The organism is [Enterobacter] lignolyticus SCF1 (genome assembly GCF_000164865.1).
GTDB classification, from domain to species: domain Bacteria; phylum Pseudomonadota; class Gammaproteobacteria; order Enterobacterales; family Enterobacteriaceae; genus Enterobacter_B; species Enterobacter_B lignolyticus.
Map to the genome: position 1 here is coordinate 2,536,342 of NC_014618.1, position 17,422 is coordinate 2,553,763.

Here is a 17,422-nt window from a genome sequence, read left to right on the forward strand (position 1 = left end):
TATTGCCGGAATCCGGCAAAACATCGGTGAAATCGCTATTTCCCCGGCGGGCGCGGAAACGCTACTGTCGGAACGTATTCCGGATTTTCCTCGTCACGTTGTGAAATTGTCATTCGTCGTCGTTATTTACCGCAGACGAGAGCCTATCCCGACAGGCAGCTGAAATTGCCTGACAGGGTGGGCTCTTAGCCTGCGGATTTTTCTTTTGGGTAGTGGATCAGCGAATGAAAATGCACGGTTTCATCAGTGCTGTTGCGATAGGCATGGGCGGCATCACCGGCAAAGCGCAGCCCTTCGCCAGCGGCGACCTGCTGCCAGCGCCCGTCGATACGCATATCCAGCGTCCCGCTGATGGTCACCACGTGCTCGATAACGCCCGCCTCGTGCGGCGCCGACTCGCTGAGCGCGCCGGGCGCCAGCATGATGGAGAAATGGTCGAAGCGCAGCTCCGCATCCCACGGAAACAGCGGCGTCACCACCATCGCCTGCTGCTGCGGGTCGTAGGCCGCCGCCTCGCTCTCCGGCGGCGTGATGAACAGCGAAAACGGGACGTTGAGCCCGGTGGCGATTTTCCACAGCGTCGCCACCGTCGGGCTGGATTCATTGCGCTCGATTTGTCCGAGCATCGCCTTCGATACGCCCGTCTCCTCCGCCAGCCGGGACAGGCTCCAGCCCCGCTGCTGGCGCAGCGTTTTTAGCGTCACTGCCAGATGTTGTGCAATATTCATAGCGGTTCCCGTAAGCAAAACTGGCGAAATACGGCGCAGGCCAGGCTATTTATAAATAAAAGTATAATCAACAATATAGGTCCCCAGCTTGTTAACCCGCGCAGTCACCCATACACCGTCCATCCCCTGTTTACGACGCAAAAACAGATCGGTTTTGTTGGTGCAAAGCTGTTTCTGACGATGGCTATAGGGGGCGTCAATCCAGATCCCCGCTTCACAATGGCCTGATTTCCCCCTGGATGGACCGGGGAACACCACATCATAGTCGGAGACATACTGCACGGTTTTATCGGGGAACAAATAGACGTAAACGTCAAAGCTGTTTAGTACCAGCATCAAACCGAGGCAAAATCCATGGCCAAACACCTCGAACACATACTTCGGCGTTTTTCCTGCCGGGGGTCGGTACACGGCACGCGCGGCAAAAATGACCCCAATGATGCAGCAAACTGTCAGGTAAATCGTGAGTTCAGGAAAGGATTTGTCCAGCGCCGTGCGGCCCGATAACGCGGAAGCCCACAGCATGTACCAAAAAATCAGCAGCAGCGCTGTGCTGACCAGCGCCATGACGGCAAACGTTTTCGAAAAGATAAACCGCCTGCACTGTTGAAGGTTATAACGCATCATCCCACCTGACTTTCCCTGTATTTTCATGCATATCTTAACGTTTTTCTTTGATATTTACATTTCCCAGTTGTGCGCTATAGCGCCCAATGCTACCTTTCATGGACGTTATAACGCACAAGGTGAGTTCCATGCGCACGCCCGCACTTCCTTTCCCCACGCTGCTGGCCGGTTTCGTTGCCGTGCTGGTCGGCTATGCCAGCTCCGCCGCCATCATCTGGCAGGCGGCAAGCGCCGCGGGCGCGACCGCGCAGGATATCGCCGGGTGGATGACCGCGCTGGGCCTGGCGATGGGGGTCAGCACCCTGCTGCTGACCCTCTGGCGTAAAGTACCGGTTCTCACCGCATGGTCAACGCCCGGCGCGGCGCTGCTGGTCAGCGGGCTGCAGGGGGTTAGCCTCAACGACGCCGTCGGGATGTTTATTTTTGCCAACGCCCTGATCGTACTGTGCGGCATTACCGGGCTGTTTGCGCGGATCATGAAAATCGTGCCGCACTCGCTGGCGGCGGCGATGCTGGCGGGTATTTTATTGCGTTTTGGTCTGCAGGCATTCAGCGCTCTGCCGCAGAACCTCTGGCTGTGCGGCAGCATGCTGCTGGCCTGGCTTGCCGGTAAGGCGCTCGCACCGCGCTATGCGGTGGTCGCCGCGCTGCTGGCGGGCAGCGTCGCGGCCCTGCTGCTGGGGGACGTGAACGCGACGGCGGTTCATTTTGCCGTGGTCGTACCGCGCTACATCGCGCCACATTTCGAACCTGCGCTGCTGCTGAGCATCGGGCTGCCCTTCTTCCTGGTCACTATGGCGTCGCAGAATGCGCCGGGATTCGCCACCCTGCAGGCCTCCGGCTACCGCGTCCCGGCGTCATCGACGATCGTCATTACCGGCGCTCTCGCCCTGCTGCTGTCGCCGTTTGGCGTCTACTCGGTCTGTATCGCCGCGATCACCGCCGCTATCTGCCAGAGCCCGGACGCGCATCCGGACCCGCATCAGCGCTGGAAAGCGGCGGCGGCCGCAGGTGTGTTTTACCTGCTGGCGGGCGTGTTCGGCGGTTCGATAACCTCGCTGATGGCGGCGCTGCCCGTCGCCTGGATCCAGATGCTGGCGGGCCTTGCGCTGCTCGGCACCCTCAGCGGCAGCCTGGTGCAAGCGCTGGCGCAGGAGAGCGAGCGGGATGCGGCGATGGTGACGTTTCTGGTGACCGCCAGCGGCCTGACGCTCGGCGGCATCGGGTCAGCGTTCTGGGGGCTTATCGCGGGAGGTCTTTGCTTTAGCGCGCTGTCACTGGCTCGCCGCGCGTAGTCTGGACGGCGTCAGCCCGGTCACGCTTTTGAAGCGGTTGCTGAAATGGCTGGCGGAGTTAAACCCGCAGGCCAGCGCGATGTCGGTCAGCGGCAGCGCGCTGTGGCGCACCAGCTGCTGGGCTTTTTCCATCCGCCGCTGCATTACGTACTGATGCGGCGCCACCTGCATCGACTGGCGGAACATACGCGCGAAATGATACTCGCTCAGCGCCGCCTCCTGCGCCAGCTCCGCCAGCATCAGCGGCTTATCAAGATGGCTGTCAATAAACGCCAGCACATTGCGCAGCACCACGGGCGCCAGCCCACCGGTCACCTTCGGCAGCTGCCACTGCACGTTGGCGTAACGCTGGATTAAATGCGTCAGCAGCAGCGTGCTGGCGGTACTCAGCGCCAGCTGATTAGCCTGCTGATGCCAGTCGCAGCCCAGCAAAAAATGGCGGTACAGCGAGGTTATCTTGTCATCATGGGCAAAGGTTTTTTCATCAAGACTGAAGGCGGCCGGGCGCTTGTCCCAGATCTGCTCGCCCACGTCGCGCAGGTGCGCGTCGGTGCAGTACAGGTGCACAAACGACAGATTGCCACGAATGTCCCAGCTCGATTCGCTCTCCTGCGGCATCAGACAGAAACGATCCGGCCCGCCGCCGTTTTTCCAGCCATGGGGCGTTTTATGGTAGCTTTCGTAGCCGTCCGCAATATACAGGCTGAGGGTATGGTGGTTGCTGTTCACGGTGACGGTATCGCGATTGTTGAACCAGGCCGCCAGCTGAATACCGGAGTGAAGATCGACCGTATCGCGCAGTACGGCGTTTTGCTGGCGCAGCGTTTCGAAGGTACCGTAAGAGTGTGACATAACATCCGCTTTACAAATTAGTCTCTACGTAGTCTATGAATTGTTGCCTGCCGTTGCCAGCCCTGAGGCCTGAAGCCCGGCGAAAAAAGCGCAAGATTTTGCAATTCCTCCGCAACCTGCTGCAAGCACCGGCGCGATGCCAGCGCCATACTTGCGCTTTTCATTGCTGTTGCGGAGCGAAAACATGAACGTCCTCCTCTACCTTCTGGTGGTGGTTATCTGGGGCACCACCTGGATTGCCATCTTTTTACAACAGGGCCCCGTCCCGGCGCCGGTCTCTATTTTCTGGCGGTTTGCGGTGGCGAGCGTCACCCTGCTGGTGGTTCTGGGGCTGATGGGCCGTCTGCGCCGTCTGGCGCTGCGCGATCATCTCTTCTGCATGATTCAGGGCTGCTGCGTGTTTTGCTTCAACTTCTGGTGCTTTTACACCGCCGCGGCGTGGATCAACACCGGGCTGGAGTCGGTTATTTTCTCCATGGCCGTGCTGTTTAACGCGATAAACAGCTTTATCTTCTTTCGCCAGCAGCCGCCTGCCCGCTTCTGGCTCGCCGCGCTGCTGGGGCTTATCGGCATCGTGACCCTGTTCTGGGACGATCTTCAGGCCAGCGGTATGAGCCGCGAGCTGCTGATGGGCGTCGGCCTTAGCGCGCTGGGCACCTACGGTTTTTCACTCGGCAACATGCTGAGCCTCCGACACCAGCGCCGCGGCCTGGAAACCCTGACCACCAACAGCTGGGCGATGCTCTACGGCACGCTGGTGATGGGCGCTATTGCGCTGGTTCGCGGCGACAGCTTTATGCCGCAATGGACGGTGAGCTACCTCGGCGCGCTGCTGTATCTGGCGCTGTTCGGTTCGGTTATCGCCTTTGGCGCCTACTTTACGCTGGTCGGGCGCATCGGTCCGGCCAATGCCGCCTACAGCACCCTGCTGTTTCCGCTGGTGGCGCTGACGATTTCAACGTTCTATGAAGGCTATGTCTGGCATGCCAATGCCGTCTTCGGCCTGGCGCTTATCCTGGTGGGAAATCTGGTGATGTTTGCTAAACCGGAAACCTGGTTCAGACGGCGCGCGCTGTCTAAAACGACGGCATAAAAGAACCCGGAGCGCGCTCCGGGCTTCTCAGTTATTTCTTAGAAGCGTCGAACTTCACGGCATCAACCGCCATGTCATCGATAACCTGTTTCAGGGTATCGATGGTCATCGGCGTCGTTTCGTTGGCTAACGTCTGCCCCTCGTTCTTACGAACCACTTTCACCACCGGCTTATTGGTTGCCGCATCAATTAACTCACCTTCAAAGTACAGGTTGGTATCCATGGTGCGGTGCCCCGTTGCCGCCTGCGTTCCCGCCACAATCATCGCCACCGGGATAACTTCATAGAACTGCAGCCCTTCTTTACTGGAGTTCACCCCGGTGATAGCGCCGCGGAAAATCAGGCTACGCGGACCTGCCGCGGCGGCCAGCGTTCTCCTCTCGGAAATCGCCTGTTTAAGCTGCTGGTTGGTGTAGTTGCGAATGCCGTCCAGCACCTGCTGACCGATCTGGGTGCTTGGTTTAGGCACCGGATAATAAATAATCGGGTTATAAACGATGTTGTCGTAATTTTTCGGGTCGAAGTGCGGATCTATCCAGCGCAGCTCCGGTTTACCCGAAGCCGACGTGGTTTCCTTGAGATTAGAATAATCTTTTAAAAAGCCGGAATATTGATTCGGCTGCGCGAGTTTCGATGCACATCCTGTCAATGCCAAGGTGCCCGCAAGGGCGGCTACCTTAAATAACGTAATTGTACGCATGAGTTAATCCCTGTAAATGCACAAATGCCTCCGCTTTATAGCAAAACCATTGCGGCCACGTTGTTGCAAAAACAGCGATCCGGCAAAAATCAGATAAATGAGTCACCCGCCAGAACGGCGGGTGACTTTGGTTAATTATTTCAAATCCACCTGATAAAAAATATGCTTACCAAAAGGATCAATTTCGTAACCTGAAATGTCTTTACGTACCGGCTCAAATATCGTTGAGTGCGCGATCATCACCGCCGGCATCTGGTCATGCATCATCTGTTGAGCCTGCTTATACAGCGCCGTTCGCTGCTCGCGGTCGGTAATCGACTTCGCCTGGGCGATGAGCGCGTCAAACGGCGGATAGCACCATTTCGCCGAGTTCGAGCCGCCGTTGGCGGACTGGCAGGTAAACAGCGGGCCGAAGAAGTTGTCCGGGTCGCCGGTTGCCGTGGTCCAGCCCATCAGCGCCGCCTGATGCTCGCCGTCTTTTACGCGCTTAAGGTACTCGCCCCACTCGTAGGAGGTGATTTTGGCGGTAACGCCGATTTTCGCCCAGTCCGCCTGAATCATCTCCGCCATCCGCCTGGCGTTCGGGTTATAGGGCCGCTGAACCGGCATCGCCCACAGGTCAATGGTCAAACCGTCGGCAAACCCGGCCTCTTTAAGCAACGCCCTGGCCTTTTCCGGCGAATAATCGTAGTCCTTAAGATCGGCATCCGCACTCCACACGCCCGGCGGCAGTAAATTCTTCGCCGCCGTGCCGGTGCCGTGAAATATCGCCTCGACGATCGCGGGCTTATTAATAGCCATCGCCAGCGCCTGACGCACTTTACTATTATCCAGCGGCGGCTTTTGCGTATTAAAGGCGAGGAAGCCGGTATTCAGCCCTGATTTATTCATCAGGGTTATATTTTTATTTTCCTTCATGCGCGGCAGATCGGCGGGATTAGGAAATGGCATTACCTGACATTCATTCTTTTCCAGTTTGGCATAACGTACCGAGGCATCCGGCGTAATACTAAATACCAGCCGATCGATTTTCGCTTTACCCTGCCAGTAATCCGCAAAAGCGGTAAACAGAATGCGCGAATCTTTCTGGTATTGCGCCAGCTTAAACGGCCCGGTGCCGACCGGGTCCATATCCACCCGCTCCGGCGTCCCTGCTTTCAGCATCGCGTCGGCGTATTCGGCGGAGAGAATGGAGGCGAAGTACCAGCCGAGGTCGGCGACGAACGGCGCTTCGGCGTGCGCCAGGGTGAAGCGCACCGTATGATCGTCAATCTTATTGATGGCAGTGATGAGTTTGCCGAACTCCAGGCTTTCAAAATTGGCATAGCTGCCGCCGGAAACCATGTGATACGGGTTTGCCGGGTCCTTCTGCCGCATGAAGGAAAAAATCACATCGTCGGCGTTAAAATCGCGGCTCGGCGTGAAGTATTTGTTGCTCTGGAACTTCACCCCTTTGCGCAGATGGAAGGTGTACTCCGTACCGTCCTCACTCACCTCCCAGCGCTCGGCGAGGCTCGGCTGCAGCTCCGTGGTTCCCACGCGGAAATCCACCAGCCGGTTATAGATGGGCACCGCGCTGGCATCCACGCTGGTGCCCGAGGTATAGAGTTGGGGGTTAAAATTCTCCGGCGATCCCTCAGAGCAGTAGACCAGCGTTTTCGCCGCGACGGTGGAACTTACCGTCAGAGCCGCAACCGCCAGCGCAAGTATTGTCAGTTTGCATTTCATGTCCATTTCCTGTTCTTATTGGTTTAGCCTTCCATACATAACATCAAAAATTGCATGCAAACACCTGATCTCACGAATAAAGAAGGAATCACTATGGCAACGTCGCTCTCCAGTCAATTAACCCAACGCTTCTTTCGCTACCTGGCCGTCAGCAGCCAGAGCGACGCCAGCGCCGCCACGCTGCCCACCACCGAGGGGCAGTACGCGATGGCGCGGCTGCTGGCCGATGAGCTACGGACGCTGGGGCTTGAGGAGATAGTGATTGACGAACACGCCACGGTAACGGCGGTGAAAAAAGGCAATGTGGCGGGCGCGCCGCGAGTGGGGTTCATCACCCATATCGACACCGTAGACGTCGGTCTGTCGCCGGATATTCATCCGCAGATCCTGCGCTTTAGCGGTGAAGACCTCTGCCTGAACCCGGAAAAAGGCATCTGGCTGCGCGTTGACGAGCACCCTGAAATTCTCGCCTATCCAAACGAAGAGATTATCTTCAGCGACGGCACCAGCGTGCTGGGCGCCGACAACAAAGCGGCCGTCACGGTGGTGATGACGCTGCTGGAGAACCTGACGGCGGCGCATCGGCACGGCGATATCGTGGTCGCCTTTGTGCCGGACGAAGAAGTTGGGCTACGCGGCGCGAAAGCGCTGGACATTGAGCGCCGCTTTAACGTCGATTTCGCCTGGACCATCGACTGCTGCGAGCTGGGGGAAATCGTCTACGAGAACTTTAATGCGGCGTCGGCCGAAATTCGCTTTACCGGCGTAACGGCGCACCCGATGTCGGCAAAAGGCGTGCTGGTGAACCCGCTACTGATGGCGATGGATTTCATCAGCCATTTTGACCGCCAGCAAACGCCGGAGCATACCGCCGGACGCGAGGGCTACGTGTGGTTTAACGGCATGGAGGCGGCCCAGAGCGCGGCGGTGCTGCAGGCCAGCATCCGCGATTTCGACAGCGCCAGCTTTGCCCGCCGCAAGCAGCAGATTGCCGACGTTGTGCAGGCGATTGCCGCGCAGTATCCGACGGCAAAGGTCGAGTTTACGATTAACGATATCTACAGCAATATCAGCAGCGCCATCGGCGAAGATCGGCGCGCGATTGACCTGATGTTCGAGGCTATGGAAGACCTCGGCATTCATCCCAGACCAACGCCGATGCGCGGCGGTACGGACGGCGCCGCGCTGTCGGCGAAAGGTCTGCTGACCCCGAACTTCTTCACCGGCGCGCATAACTTCCACTCGCCGTTTGAATTCCTGCCGCTGCGATCGTTCGAGGCCTCATACCAGATGGCGCTCCAGCTCTGCCTGCTGGCCGCGCGCTGTTAGGCCGGTTTGCGCGCCAGCAGCGTAGCGAAGCGCAGCCTGATGCGGTTGCCGTCGGCGTCGGTGCGGTGCAGCTCGCCGACGTCTTCATTGTATCTGGCCAGCGTCCAGCCCGCGTAATAGTCGCGCAGCTCGCCGGGCCTGAAGGCGAACGGGAAGCCGACGGTGCAGGGATAATCGTCGGTGTCCATGGCCGCGACAATCAGGTTCCAGCCGCCGGGACGGGTGCAGCGCTGCATATTCGCGATAAGCCCCGGAATGGTCCCGGCGTCAAGGAACATCAGCACCACCGTCGAGAGAATAAAGTCATACTCGCCGTCAAAGCGCAGGCTGTTAAGATCGGCCACGCTCGCGCGCAGATTATCCAGCCCTTCCGCGCTTCTGATTGACTCCAGATTATTGATGCTCATGGGATTTTTATCCCATGCCGTCACGTCAAAACCGTTTGCCGCCAGATACAGGCTGTTACGACCGTTGCCGCAGCCCAAATCCAGCGCGCTGCCCGGCGCGACGTGCGCAACCGCGTTCAGCACTTCGGAATGGGTGCGGGTCAGGCCATATTTTTCGGTGAAATAATTTTCGTCACGAACGGTCATGATGGTTCCTTTTTTCCTGATAATGTCGAACGTTCAACGCGGATCAGCAGCTTGCCGCTCAGCAGCAGGCTCAGCGTGCGAATCAGCAAAAATGCGATGATGGCGTTGGTAAAAATAAACAGCGGAATCGCAAGGGTATGAAAAAACCCGGACGTCGCCGCCTGCCCCAGATGCAGCCCGGTGGTCGCCAGCGCGGACACGCCGAACGAGAAGCTCCAGAATGAGGCATTAAACGGCTGTTTCAGATACCACGGCATCAGGCGCAGCATAAACAGCAGCTGCAGCAGCCCGTAGCCAAAGAGCATCTTCGCCAGCACGTCGGTCTGGCCGCCGTTGACCGCAAGCCAGGCGCTACAGGCGACCAGCGCGGGCGCCAGCTGGATGCCAAGCGAGGTGCGCAGCGGCGCGGGCAGCTCGCCGCTGCTGCGCAGGCGCTGCAAAATCACCGGCTCAAGGCTCAGCCAGGAGAAGATCCCGGCGCCGAGAAACACCAGTCCGGCGTCGGTAAACCCCAGCGCGCCGCAGGCCATCGCGCTGATAAAGTTGTTGGCCACCGTCGGCAGATACAGCCCCGGCGTGGTGGCCTCGCCCGGATGTTTGCCGCGCCATAGCCCGGCGCTCTGCCAGGCCGCATAGGCAAGCTGTAGCACCACGCCGACGGAAAACAGCGCCAGCGCCAGCGGCCGCAGCCACGGCGTTACGCCAATCGCCACCAGCATGGTGGTGGCCGGAAACAGGCTGACGAAGCTGCTGGCCACCGGGTGGCGCATCTCCTCCACCACGCTCGCCGGAAAGCGCAGCAGCCGGGTGATAAACGCCAGAGTCAACAGCCCCCACATGGCGATGGCCAGTATCACCAGGCCATTACCGATATGCGGACTCACCGGCCAGATAGTGCTGGCGTAGCGCCAGGCGAAGCCCATGCCGATAGTGCCAAGCACCATACCAAAGTAGCCGGCGGGAAGATGAAGCACTTTGGCTTCCGTCGATAGTCCGTTCATTGCGTTTAATCTTTCAAATAATTTTGAAGTTGCATTTTAAAGTAATGTTATCTACGGCGTCACTGAAATTCTTTGCTACGTTTATGTTAATCACTCGTGATGAGAACTGCGATGAACAAATACCGCCTCAGTACCGCCTCCCGCGTCTTTCACTATCAGCAGGACGGTGAGAAAAAAAGCGTCGACCTCTGGCAGGTGATCGCCCTGCGCGATTTTGCCGACGTTAAACAGGGCGCCGCCGGCGGCTGGGTGGATTCGCCGCAGGCGCTGAGCCAGCAGGGAGCGTGCTGGATCTACGACGAAAACAGTATGGTCTTCGCCGATGCCCGGGTCGAGGAAAACGCGCGTATTTACGGCGCCTGCGTGCTCAGCCACGGCGCGCGGGTGGTGGGAAACGCCGTTGTGGAGACCTCGGAGATCGGCGACAGCGCCGAATTAAGTGACAACGTCACGGTAAAAAACTCCCGCGTGCGCGGCGAATGCCGCCTCTTCGGCAGCGCCCGGGTCCTCAACGACTGCGACATCATCGCCGCCAGAGGACTCACGCGGGATAAGGAACAGCGTCTGCAGATTTACGACCGCGCGACGGTCAGCCGCTCGCGAATTGTCCATCAGGCGCAGGTGTACGGCGACGCCATCGTCGATCAGGCGTTTATTGAGCATCGGGCGGAGGTCTTTGATGCGGCGATTATCCAGGGCAACGAGGAAAACAACGTCTGGCTGTGCGATTGTGCCAAAGTGTACGGCCAGGCGCGGGTGGTCGCCGGGCGCGGCGACGACGCCATTCCCACGCTGCGCTACAGCGCACAGGTCGCGGAAAACGCCGTCGTCGAAGGCAACTGCGTGCTGAAACACCGGGTGCTGGTCGGCGGCTACGCCTGGCTGCGCGGCGGCCCGGTGCTGCTCGACGACAACGTGCTGGTGGAAGGCCACGCCCGCATCAGCGGCGATGTGGTGATCGAGCATCACGTTGAGATTACCGAAAATGCGGTGATTGAGGCCTACGACGGCGACACGATTCACCTGCGCGGACGCAAGGTCATTAACGGCGACGCGCGGATCACCCGCACGCCGCTGTTAGGGTCGCTGTAGGCCAGGGGTCAGGCGCTAATCTGATCCATCGCCTGCAGGATACGCTTATCGGAGACCGGATACGGCGTACCGAGCTGCTGGGCGAAGTAGCTGATGCGCAGTTCCTCAATCATCCAGCGGATCTCCTGAACGTCCGCATCGTCGCGGCGGGCGGGCGGCAGCTTGTTCAGCCACTGCTGCCACGCCTGCTGCACGCTTTCAACCTTCAGCATCTGCGCACGGTCGCGGTGCGGATCGACCGCCAGCTTCTCCAGCCGGCGCTCAATGCCCTGCAGATAGCGCAGCGTATCGCCCAACCGCTTAAAGCCGTTGCCGGTGACAAAGCCGCGATACACCAGACCGCTCATTTGCGCCTTAACGTCCGACAGCCCCAGCGCCATGGTCATGTCCACGCGCCCTTTCAGGCGTTTATTGATGTTAAACACCGCGGTCAGGATCTGTTCAACCTGTTTGGCTATCTCCACCACGGCGTCGTTGAGCTCGCCCCGGACCTTCTCATGCAGCGCGGCGAAACGTTCTTCCGTCCACACCGGGCCGCCCGCTTCATCAATCAGCTTATCCACGCCGCAGGAGATGCAGTCGTCAATCAAATCCAGCACTTTGCCGTAGGGGTTAAAATAGAGCCCCAGCTTGGCCTTGTTCGGCAGCTTCTCGTGCAGGTATTTGATCGGCGACGGGATATTCAGCAGCAGCAGGCGGCGCAGGCCGCACCACATGGCCTGCTGCTGCTCCTGCGGATTGTCGAAAAGCTTGATTGCCACGCTGTCGAGCTCGTCCACCAGCGCGGGCCAGGCTTTCACCTTGTAGTTACCGCGCTTCTGCTCATAGCTTTCCGGCAGCGAGCCGAAGCTCCACAGGTGCAGCCCGTTCTGCTCGATGCCGTCATCCGCGACCGCCGACAGCGTCTCCTGCACTTTCCCCTTCAGCGTCTCCTTCAGCGCCGTGAGGTCGCGTCCCTCCTGCAGCTTTTTATTCTTATCATCCACCACCCGGAAGGTGATTTTCAGATGATCGGGCACCTGTTCCCAGTGCCAGTCTTCACGGTCAACGGTCACCCCGGTCATCCGCCGCAGCTCGCGCTCAAGCGAGTCGAGCAGCGGCAGCTCCAGCGGCGTGGCGCGGCCTAAAAACGCTTCTGCATAGTTCGGCGCCGGAACAAAGTTTCGCCGTACCGGCTTGGGCAGCGACTTGATCAGCGCAATGATAAGCTCACGGCGCAGCCCCGGGATTTGCCATTCAAACCCGGCCTCCTCCACCTGGTTGAGCAGCGGCAGCGGGATGTGCACGGTGACGCCGTCCGCGTCCGCCCCCGGCTCGAACTGATAGCTCAGGCGCAGCTTCAGGCTGCCCTGGTGCCAGAAATTCGGGTAATCCAGCTTGCTGACGCCCTCCGCGCCCTCTTTGATGAGCATGCTCTTTTCAAAGCTGAGCAGATCCGGCGTCGCGCGGCTGACCGTTTTCCACCAGCTGTCAAAGTGGCGGGCGGAAACAACCTCGTGGCTGATACGCTGGTCGTAAAATTCAAACAGCGTTTCGTCGTCCACCAGGATGTCGCGGCGGCGCGATTTATGCTCCAGCTCTTCGACTTCGGCGCGCAGCCGCAGGTTGTCGCGGAAAAACGCATGCCGCGTTTGCCAGTCGCCCTCGACCAGCGCGTGGCGGATGAACAGCTCGCGGCACAGCGCCGGGTCAATCTGGCTGTAGTTGACCTTGCGCGCGGCAACCACCGGCAGGCCGTAAACGGTCACTTTTTCCGTGGCCATAACCGCCCCCTGCGCGCGCTCCCAGTGCGGCTCGCTGTATGAGCGCTTAATCAGGTGCTGGGCGACGGGCTCCACCCACTCCGGCTCAATGCGCGCGGCAATGCGCCCCCACAGGCGGCTGGTTTCCACCAGCTCCGCGACCATGGTCCACTTCGGCGGCTTTTTGAACAAGCCGGAGCCGGGGAAAATCGAGAAGCGGGCGTTGCGCGCGCCGGTAAACTCCTGTTTATCCGCATCCTTCATGCCGATATGCGACAGCAGTCCGGTCAGCAGCGCGACGTGGATCTCGCGGTACTCCGCAGGCGTGCTGTTAACCGGGATCCGCAGCTCCTTCACCACCTGACGCAGCTGGGTGTAGATGTCCTGCCACTCGCGCACGCGCAGGTAGTTGAGGTAGTCGGTGCGGCACAGGCGGCGGAACTGGTTCGACGACAGCGCCTTCTGCTGCTCGCCCAGGTAGTTCCACAGGTTCACAAAGGCCAGGAAATCGGACTCTTTGTCGTGAAAGCGACGATGTTTTTCGTCGGATGCCTGCTGCTTGTCCAGCGGGCGCTCGCGCGGATCCTGAATCGAGAGCGCAGAGGTGATGATCATCGCCTCGCGCACGCAGCCGTGCTTTTGCGCCTCCAGCACCATCCGCGCCAGGCGCGGGTCGACCGGCAGCTGGCTGAGCTGGCGGCCCTGCGCCGTCAGCTTATAGGCCGTCGCCTGCTCGTCGGTGGTAATCGCGCCCAGCTCTTCAAGCAGCCGCACGCCGTCCTGAATGTTGCGCTTGTCCGGCGCTTCCACAAACGGAAATGCCGCGATATCGCCCAGCCCCAGCGCGGTCATCTGCAGAATAACCGAGGCCAGGTTAGTGCGCAGAATTTCCGGGTCGGTAAACTCCGGGCGCGAGAGAAAATCGTCTTCGGAATAGAGACGGATGCAGATCCCTTCCGATACGCGCCCGCAGCGGCCTTTACGCTGGTTCGCGGAGGCCTGCGATACGGGCTCGATCGGTAAGCGCTGCACCTTGGTGCGATAGCTGTAGCGGCTGATGCGCGCGGTACCCGGGTCAATAACGTACCTGATGCCCGGCACGGTCAGCGACGTTTCCGCGACGTTGGTCGCCAGCACGATACGTCGCCCGCTGTGCGGCTGGAATACCCGGTTCTGCTCGCTGTTCGACAACCGCGCATACAGCGGCAGGATTTCGGTATGGCGCATATCCCGCTTGTTCAGCGCATCGGCAGTATCGCGAATTTCGCGCTCGCCGCTCATGAAGATCAGGATATCGCCCGGCCCTTCGTGATTCAGCTCGTCGACGGCGTCGAAAATCGCCTGCAGCTGATCGCGCTCGGTATCATCGGCGTCCTCCACTATCGGGCGATAGCGGACCTCCACCGGATACGTGCGCCCGGAAACCTCAATCACCGGCGCATTGTTGAAATGGCGTGAGAAGCGCTGCGGGTCGATCGTCGCCGAGGTGATGATAATCTTCAGATCCGGACGGCGCGGCAGCAGCTCCTTCAGGTAGCCCAGCAGGAAGTCGATGTTCAGGCTGCGCTCGTGCGCTTCGTCGATAATAATGGTGTCGTACTGCATCAGCAGCCGGTCCTGCTGGATTTCCGCCAGCAGGATACCGTCGGTCATCAGCTTCACCATGGTGCTGTCGCTGACGTGATCGCTAAAGCGCACCTTATAGCCGATGCAGCCCCCCGGCTCCGTTTGCAGCTCTTCGGCGATACGGTTCGCCACGGTTCGCGCCGCCAGACGGCGCGGCTGGGTGTGGCCGATAAGCCCTTTCACCCCGCGCCCCAGCTCCATACAAATCTTCGGCAGCTGGGTGGTTTTCCCCGAACCGGTCTCACCGGCGACAATCACCACCTGGTGGTCGCGCACCGCCTCCAGAATGGCCTGTTTTTTCTGACTGACCGGCAGATTTTCCGGATACGTTATCGGCGGGCGCGCCGCTGCTCGCAGCACGACCTGACCGGCTGCCTGTTCAATCTCCTGCGCCATTTCCTGGAGAATGGCCTGTTGTGCATCAGGATTTTTAACCTTTTTTACCCCGTGCAGGCGGCGGCTGAAGCGCTGTCTGTCGCGCAGCATCAGGCCATCGAGCAGCGTAGTGAGCATCGGGAAGGTTAACTTCGGTTGTTCTGTCATAGCGTTACCGGGCAGTGCACTGCCGGAAAAATGTCTCTGTTTTCATTGATGTTAGATTACCACATCGCGGCGCTTCTTTCTTTCATCAATAAATTTGAACGAAGACTTCGATATATTGCGCTATCCCTGCAGCAGGATTGTGAATAGAGTGTCAACAAGCAACAGGGCAACGGCCCGTCAATCTAATATAAGGAAACACCCATGAGCAAAGTATTAGTTCTCAAATCCAGTATTCTGGCAGGGTACTCTCAGTCTGGCCAGCTGACCGACTATTTTGTCGATCAGTGGCAGGCAAAACACCCGGCCGATCAGGTAACCGTCCGTGACCTGGCCGCTTCCCCGATTCCGGTACTGGATGGTGAACTGGTTGGCGCAATGCGTCCGAGCGATGCGCCGCTGACGCCGCGTCAGCAGGACGCGCTGGCGCTGTCCGATGAGCTGATTGCCGAGCTGAAATCCCACGACGTGATTGTTATCGCCGCGCCGATGTACAACTTTAACATTCCGACGCAGCTGAAAAACTACTTTGACCTGGTGGCCCGTGCGGGCGTGACGTTCCGCTACACCGAGAACGGTCCGGAAGGTCTGGTGACCGGTAAGCGCGCGGTGGTTCTGTCCAGCCGCGGCGGTATCCACAAAGATACCCCGACTGACCTGGTCGCACCGTACATGAAGCTGTTCCTGGGCTTCATCGGCATCACCGACGTCAGCTTCGTGTTTGCTGAAGGCGTTGCCTACGGTCCGGACGTGGCCGCGAAAGCGCAGAGCGACGCAAAAGAAGCGATTAACGACTTCGTTGCCGCCTGATTGACGCCCCCCCCTCTCACCGCCAGGTGAGAGGGGTTTTTGCTTTATTTCGCCGATTTTGGCCGCAGATTTTCGTCAAACGCCAGCCGTTTGCGCCCCTCTTCCTCTTCCCGCAGCGGTTCAACCTGATGCATCGTGAGCTTGCAGCGCTCCACCAGCACCTGATATTCGCGGGTTCCCTGCCTTTTCCAGGCCATTTCATCGGCGCTGAGAGGACGAATCGCTTTGGCCGGACTGCCGAGAATCAGGTGATCGGCGGGCATTTCCGCTTTGGCCTTCACAAACGACGCCGCGCCGACAATGCTGTTTTCACCGATTACCGCACCGTCCATCACCACCGCGTTCATACCGACCAGCGCGTTGCGGCGGATCACGCAGCCGTGAAGAATGGCGCTATGGCCGATGTGCCCGTCCTCTTCGACAATGGTGTCCTGTTCAGGAAAACCGTGCATGACGCAGTTGTCCTGGATGTTAGCGCCATCTTTCACCACGATGCGCCCAAAGTCGCCGCGCAGGCTGGCATTGGGCCCCACGTACACCCCCTTGCCGAGGATAACGTCGCCGATCAGCACCGCCGTTGGGTGGACGTAGCTCTCTTCCGGCACCACCGGGGTTAACCCATCAATCTGATAAACTGGCATTCTGTCTCCCTTATTTCAGGTTGAGCCCGCCAAAGCGCTGATAGAACAGGCTGGCAGGATGCGGCAGCGGCCCGACGGAGGTCTCGCTTTTCTCGCTGACCCAGGCCAGCGCCCCGGCCGCCACGCGCTGGTAAATGTTAATGCACAGCTGGCGCGCCGCCTGCCCCATCCAGTGGGCGGGCAGCAGCTCCTCCGGCAGCAGCGGATCTTTCAGCACCACCCGGCGGTAGAGATGAATCAGCAGCAGCTGGATTTTAAAGCAGCGTTCCGGCGTCAGCTCGCCCGGCGTGGCGTCACGCAGCAGCGGCAGCAGCGGGCGGAAGGTGCTGATAAACGCCTCATACATGGCGTTCTGTTCGGTGAGCTGCCAGCACTCTTCCACCCGCGCCCGCAGCGCGCTGACCGACGTCGCCAGCGGCGAATGGGCCTCGAAGCAGATAACGTTTTCCGCCACGCCGGCCTCATGCAGCAGCGCCTGCACATCCGCAAGCTTCTGCGACGGCGAGGCCATCAGGCTGGGGGCCAGCGTACCGAATCCCTGCCAGATCAGCTGTTTTTTCACATCGTTGAGCGTGCCTTTATCCAGCCCTTCGGAAAGCAGCAGCAGCCAGGTGCCGTCCCAGGCCGGCGGCTCGGCGCGGTAGATTTTGCTTTCTGCGCGCCGGGTCAGCCGCAGCCCTTTGTCGCTCAGGCGATAAAAGCTGCGCCGTCCGATGCGCACGACGTCCAGCCAGCCCTCTTTATTGAGACGAAACAGCGAGGTGCGCACGAAGCGGTCGCCAAAACCTAACCCTTCAAGCAGCGCCGTCAGGCTGCCAAGCCAGACCTCGCCGCCACGATGGGAAAGCGCGTCGCCGTACAGCGACGAGATAAGCGACGTGCCGCTGACGGGCGCGGCGGTCACCACCTGCTGGATGAAATTATCGAGTTTGCTCATCTGATTCATTCTGTTGTCTTTTTTATCCTGGATGAATCATAGCACAGATGAAAATGCCCTCTCCCCGCAGAGAGAGGGCAAAAACCGG

At 59.5% G+C, this 17,422-nt stretch carries 16 protein-coding genes; 5 read left to right on the forward strand and 11 right to left on the reverse strand.

The genetic code is table 11. From position 1 onward, the window contains the following. Nucleotides 1-185 precede the first annotated feature (185 nt). Complete coding sequence (locus ENTCL_RS11935; protein WP_013366384.1) at nucleotides 186-728, reverse strand: helix-turn-helix domain-containing protein; 543 nt, start codon at nucleotides 726-728, stop codon at nucleotides 186-188. A gap of 45 nt (nucleotides 729-773) precedes the next feature. After that, the gene (locus tag ENTCL_RS11940; RefSeq protein ID WP_013366385.1) at nucleotides 774-1,352 is read right to left on the reverse strand and encodes a hypothetical protein; all 579 of its coding nucleotides are present in this window, start codon (nucleotides 1,350-1,352) and stop codon (nucleotides 774-776) included. Between the two features lie 101 nt (nucleotides 1,353-1,453). Between ENTCL_RS11940 and ENTCL_RS11945 the strand changes: the two genes are divergently transcribed. Then, entirely contained in the window at nucleotides 1,454-2,650 is a 1,197-nt protein-coding gene (locus ENTCL_RS11945; RefSeq protein ID WP_071841399.1) for a benzoate/H(+) symporter BenE family transporter, read from the forward strand. Here the strand turns inward: ENTCL_RS11945 and ENTCL_RS11950 are convergent. Further along, nucleotides 2,630-3,502, reverse strand: coding sequence for an AraC family transcriptional regulator (locus tag ENTCL_RS11950; protein ID WP_013366387.1), 873 nt, complete (start codon nucleotides 3,500-3,502; stop codon nucleotides 2,630-2,632). The genes ENTCL_RS11945 and ENTCL_RS11950 overlap by 21 nt on opposite strands. A gap of 33 nt (nucleotides 3,503-3,535) precedes the next feature. Further along, the gene (locus ENTCL_RS23700; RefSeq protein ID WP_157865545.1) at nucleotides 3,536-3,688 is read right to left on the reverse strand and encodes a hypothetical protein; all 153 of its coding nucleotides are present in this window, start codon (nucleotides 3,686-3,688) and stop codon (nucleotides 3,536-3,538) included. Here ENTCL_RS23700 and ENTCL_RS11955 point away from each other — a divergent pair. Continuing rightward, complete coding sequence (locus tag ENTCL_RS11955) at nucleotides 3,687-4,595, forward strand: DMT family transporter (protein WP_013366388.1); 909 nt, start codon at nucleotides 3,687-3,689, stop codon at nucleotides 4,593-4,595. The genes ENTCL_RS23700 and ENTCL_RS11955 overlap by 2 nt on opposite strands. 31 nt (nucleotides 4,596-4,626) lie before the next feature. Here ENTCL_RS11955 and ENTCL_RS11960 read toward each other — a convergent pair whose 3' ends face one another. Together ENTCL_RS11960 and ENTCL_RS11965 are read right to left on the reverse strand one after the other, a co-directional pair. Next, nucleotides 4,627-5,295 carry a DUF3313 domain-containing protein gene (locus tag ENTCL_RS11960; protein WP_013366389.1) on the reverse strand — a complete coding sequence of 223 codons (669 nt, stop codon included), beginning with the start codon at nucleotides 5,293-5,295 and terminating at the stop codon, nucleotides 4,627-4,629. Between the two features lie 135 nt (nucleotides 5,296-5,430). Beyond that, nucleotides 5,431-7,023 (reverse strand): ABC transporter substrate-binding protein, encoded by a 1,593-nt coding sequence (locus ENTCL_RS11965; protein ID WP_013366390.1) that lies wholly within the window; start codon nucleotides 7,021-7,023, stop codon nucleotides 5,431-5,433. A gap of 93 nt (nucleotides 7,024-7,116) precedes the next feature. Between ENTCL_RS11965 and pepT the strand changes: the two genes are divergently transcribed. Further along, on the forward strand, nucleotides 7,117-8,352 hold the full coding sequence (pepT, locus tag ENTCL_RS11970; RefSeq protein WP_013366391.1) for a peptidase T: 1,236 nt from the start codon (nucleotides 7,117-7,119) through the stop codon (nucleotides 8,350-8,352). On the opposite strand, the gene tehB is transcribed toward pepT, so the two are convergent. Continuing rightward, the gene (tehB, locus tag ENTCL_RS11975; protein WP_013366392.1) at nucleotides 8,349-8,945 is read right to left on the reverse strand and encodes a tellurite resistance methyltransferase TehB; all 597 of its coding nucleotides are present in this window, start codon (nucleotides 8,943-8,945) and stop codon (nucleotides 8,349-8,351) included. The two genes, pepT and tehB, sit on opposite strands and share 4 nt — an antisense overlap. Then, nucleotides 8,942-9,946 (reverse strand): dicarboxylate transporter/tellurite-resistance protein TehA, encoded by a 1,005-nt coding sequence (tehA, locus tag ENTCL_RS11980; RefSeq protein ID WP_013366393.1) that lies wholly within the window; start codon nucleotides 9,944-9,946, stop codon nucleotides 8,942-8,944. Before tehA ends, tehB begins: the two co-directional genes overlap by 4 nt. Nucleotides 9,947-10,057: 111 nt before the next feature. On the opposite strand from tehA, the gene ydcK reads away from it, so the two are divergent. Continuing rightward, nucleotides 10,058-11,038: a YdcK family protein gene (gene ydcK, locus ENTCL_RS11985; RefSeq protein WP_013366394.1), complete on the forward strand. Its 981-nt coding sequence runs from the start codon at nucleotides 10,058-10,060 to the stop codon at nucleotides 11,036-11,038. An 8-nt stretch (nucleotides 11,039-11,046) separates the two neighbouring features. On the opposite strand, the gene hrpA is transcribed toward ydcK, so the two are convergent. After that, nucleotides 11,047-14,949, reverse strand: coding sequence for an ATP-dependent RNA helicase HrpA (hrpA, locus tag ENTCL_RS11990; protein WP_013366395.1), 3,903 nt, complete (start codon nucleotides 14,947-14,949; stop codon nucleotides 11,047-11,049). Nucleotides 14,950-15,150: 201 nt separating this feature from the next. On the opposite strand from hrpA, the gene azoR reads away from it, so the two are divergent. Beyond that, nucleotides 15,151-15,756 (forward strand): FMN-dependent NADH-azoreductase, encoded by a 606-nt coding sequence (gene azoR / locus ENTCL_RS11995; protein ID WP_013366396.1) that lies wholly within the window; start codon nucleotides 15,151-15,153, stop codon nucleotides 15,754-15,756. 44 nt (nucleotides 15,757-15,800) lie between these two features. Here azoR and paaY read toward each other — a convergent pair whose 3' ends face one another. Both paaY and paaX read right to left on the reverse strand, forming a co-directional pair. Then, on the reverse strand, nucleotides 15,801-16,397 hold the full coding sequence (paaY, locus tag ENTCL_RS12000; protein ID WP_013366397.1) for a phenylacetic acid degradation protein PaaY: 597 nt from the start codon (nucleotides 16,395-16,397) through the stop codon (nucleotides 15,801-15,803). Between the two features lie 10 nt (nucleotides 16,398-16,407). Next, on the reverse strand, nucleotides 16,408-17,343 hold the full coding sequence (gene paaX, locus ENTCL_RS12005; protein ID WP_013366398.1) for a phenylacetic acid degradation operon negative regulatory protein PaaX: 936 nt from the start codon (nucleotides 17,341-17,343) through the stop codon (nucleotides 16,408-16,410). Between the last annotated feature and the right edge of the window lie 79 nt (nucleotides 17,344-17,422).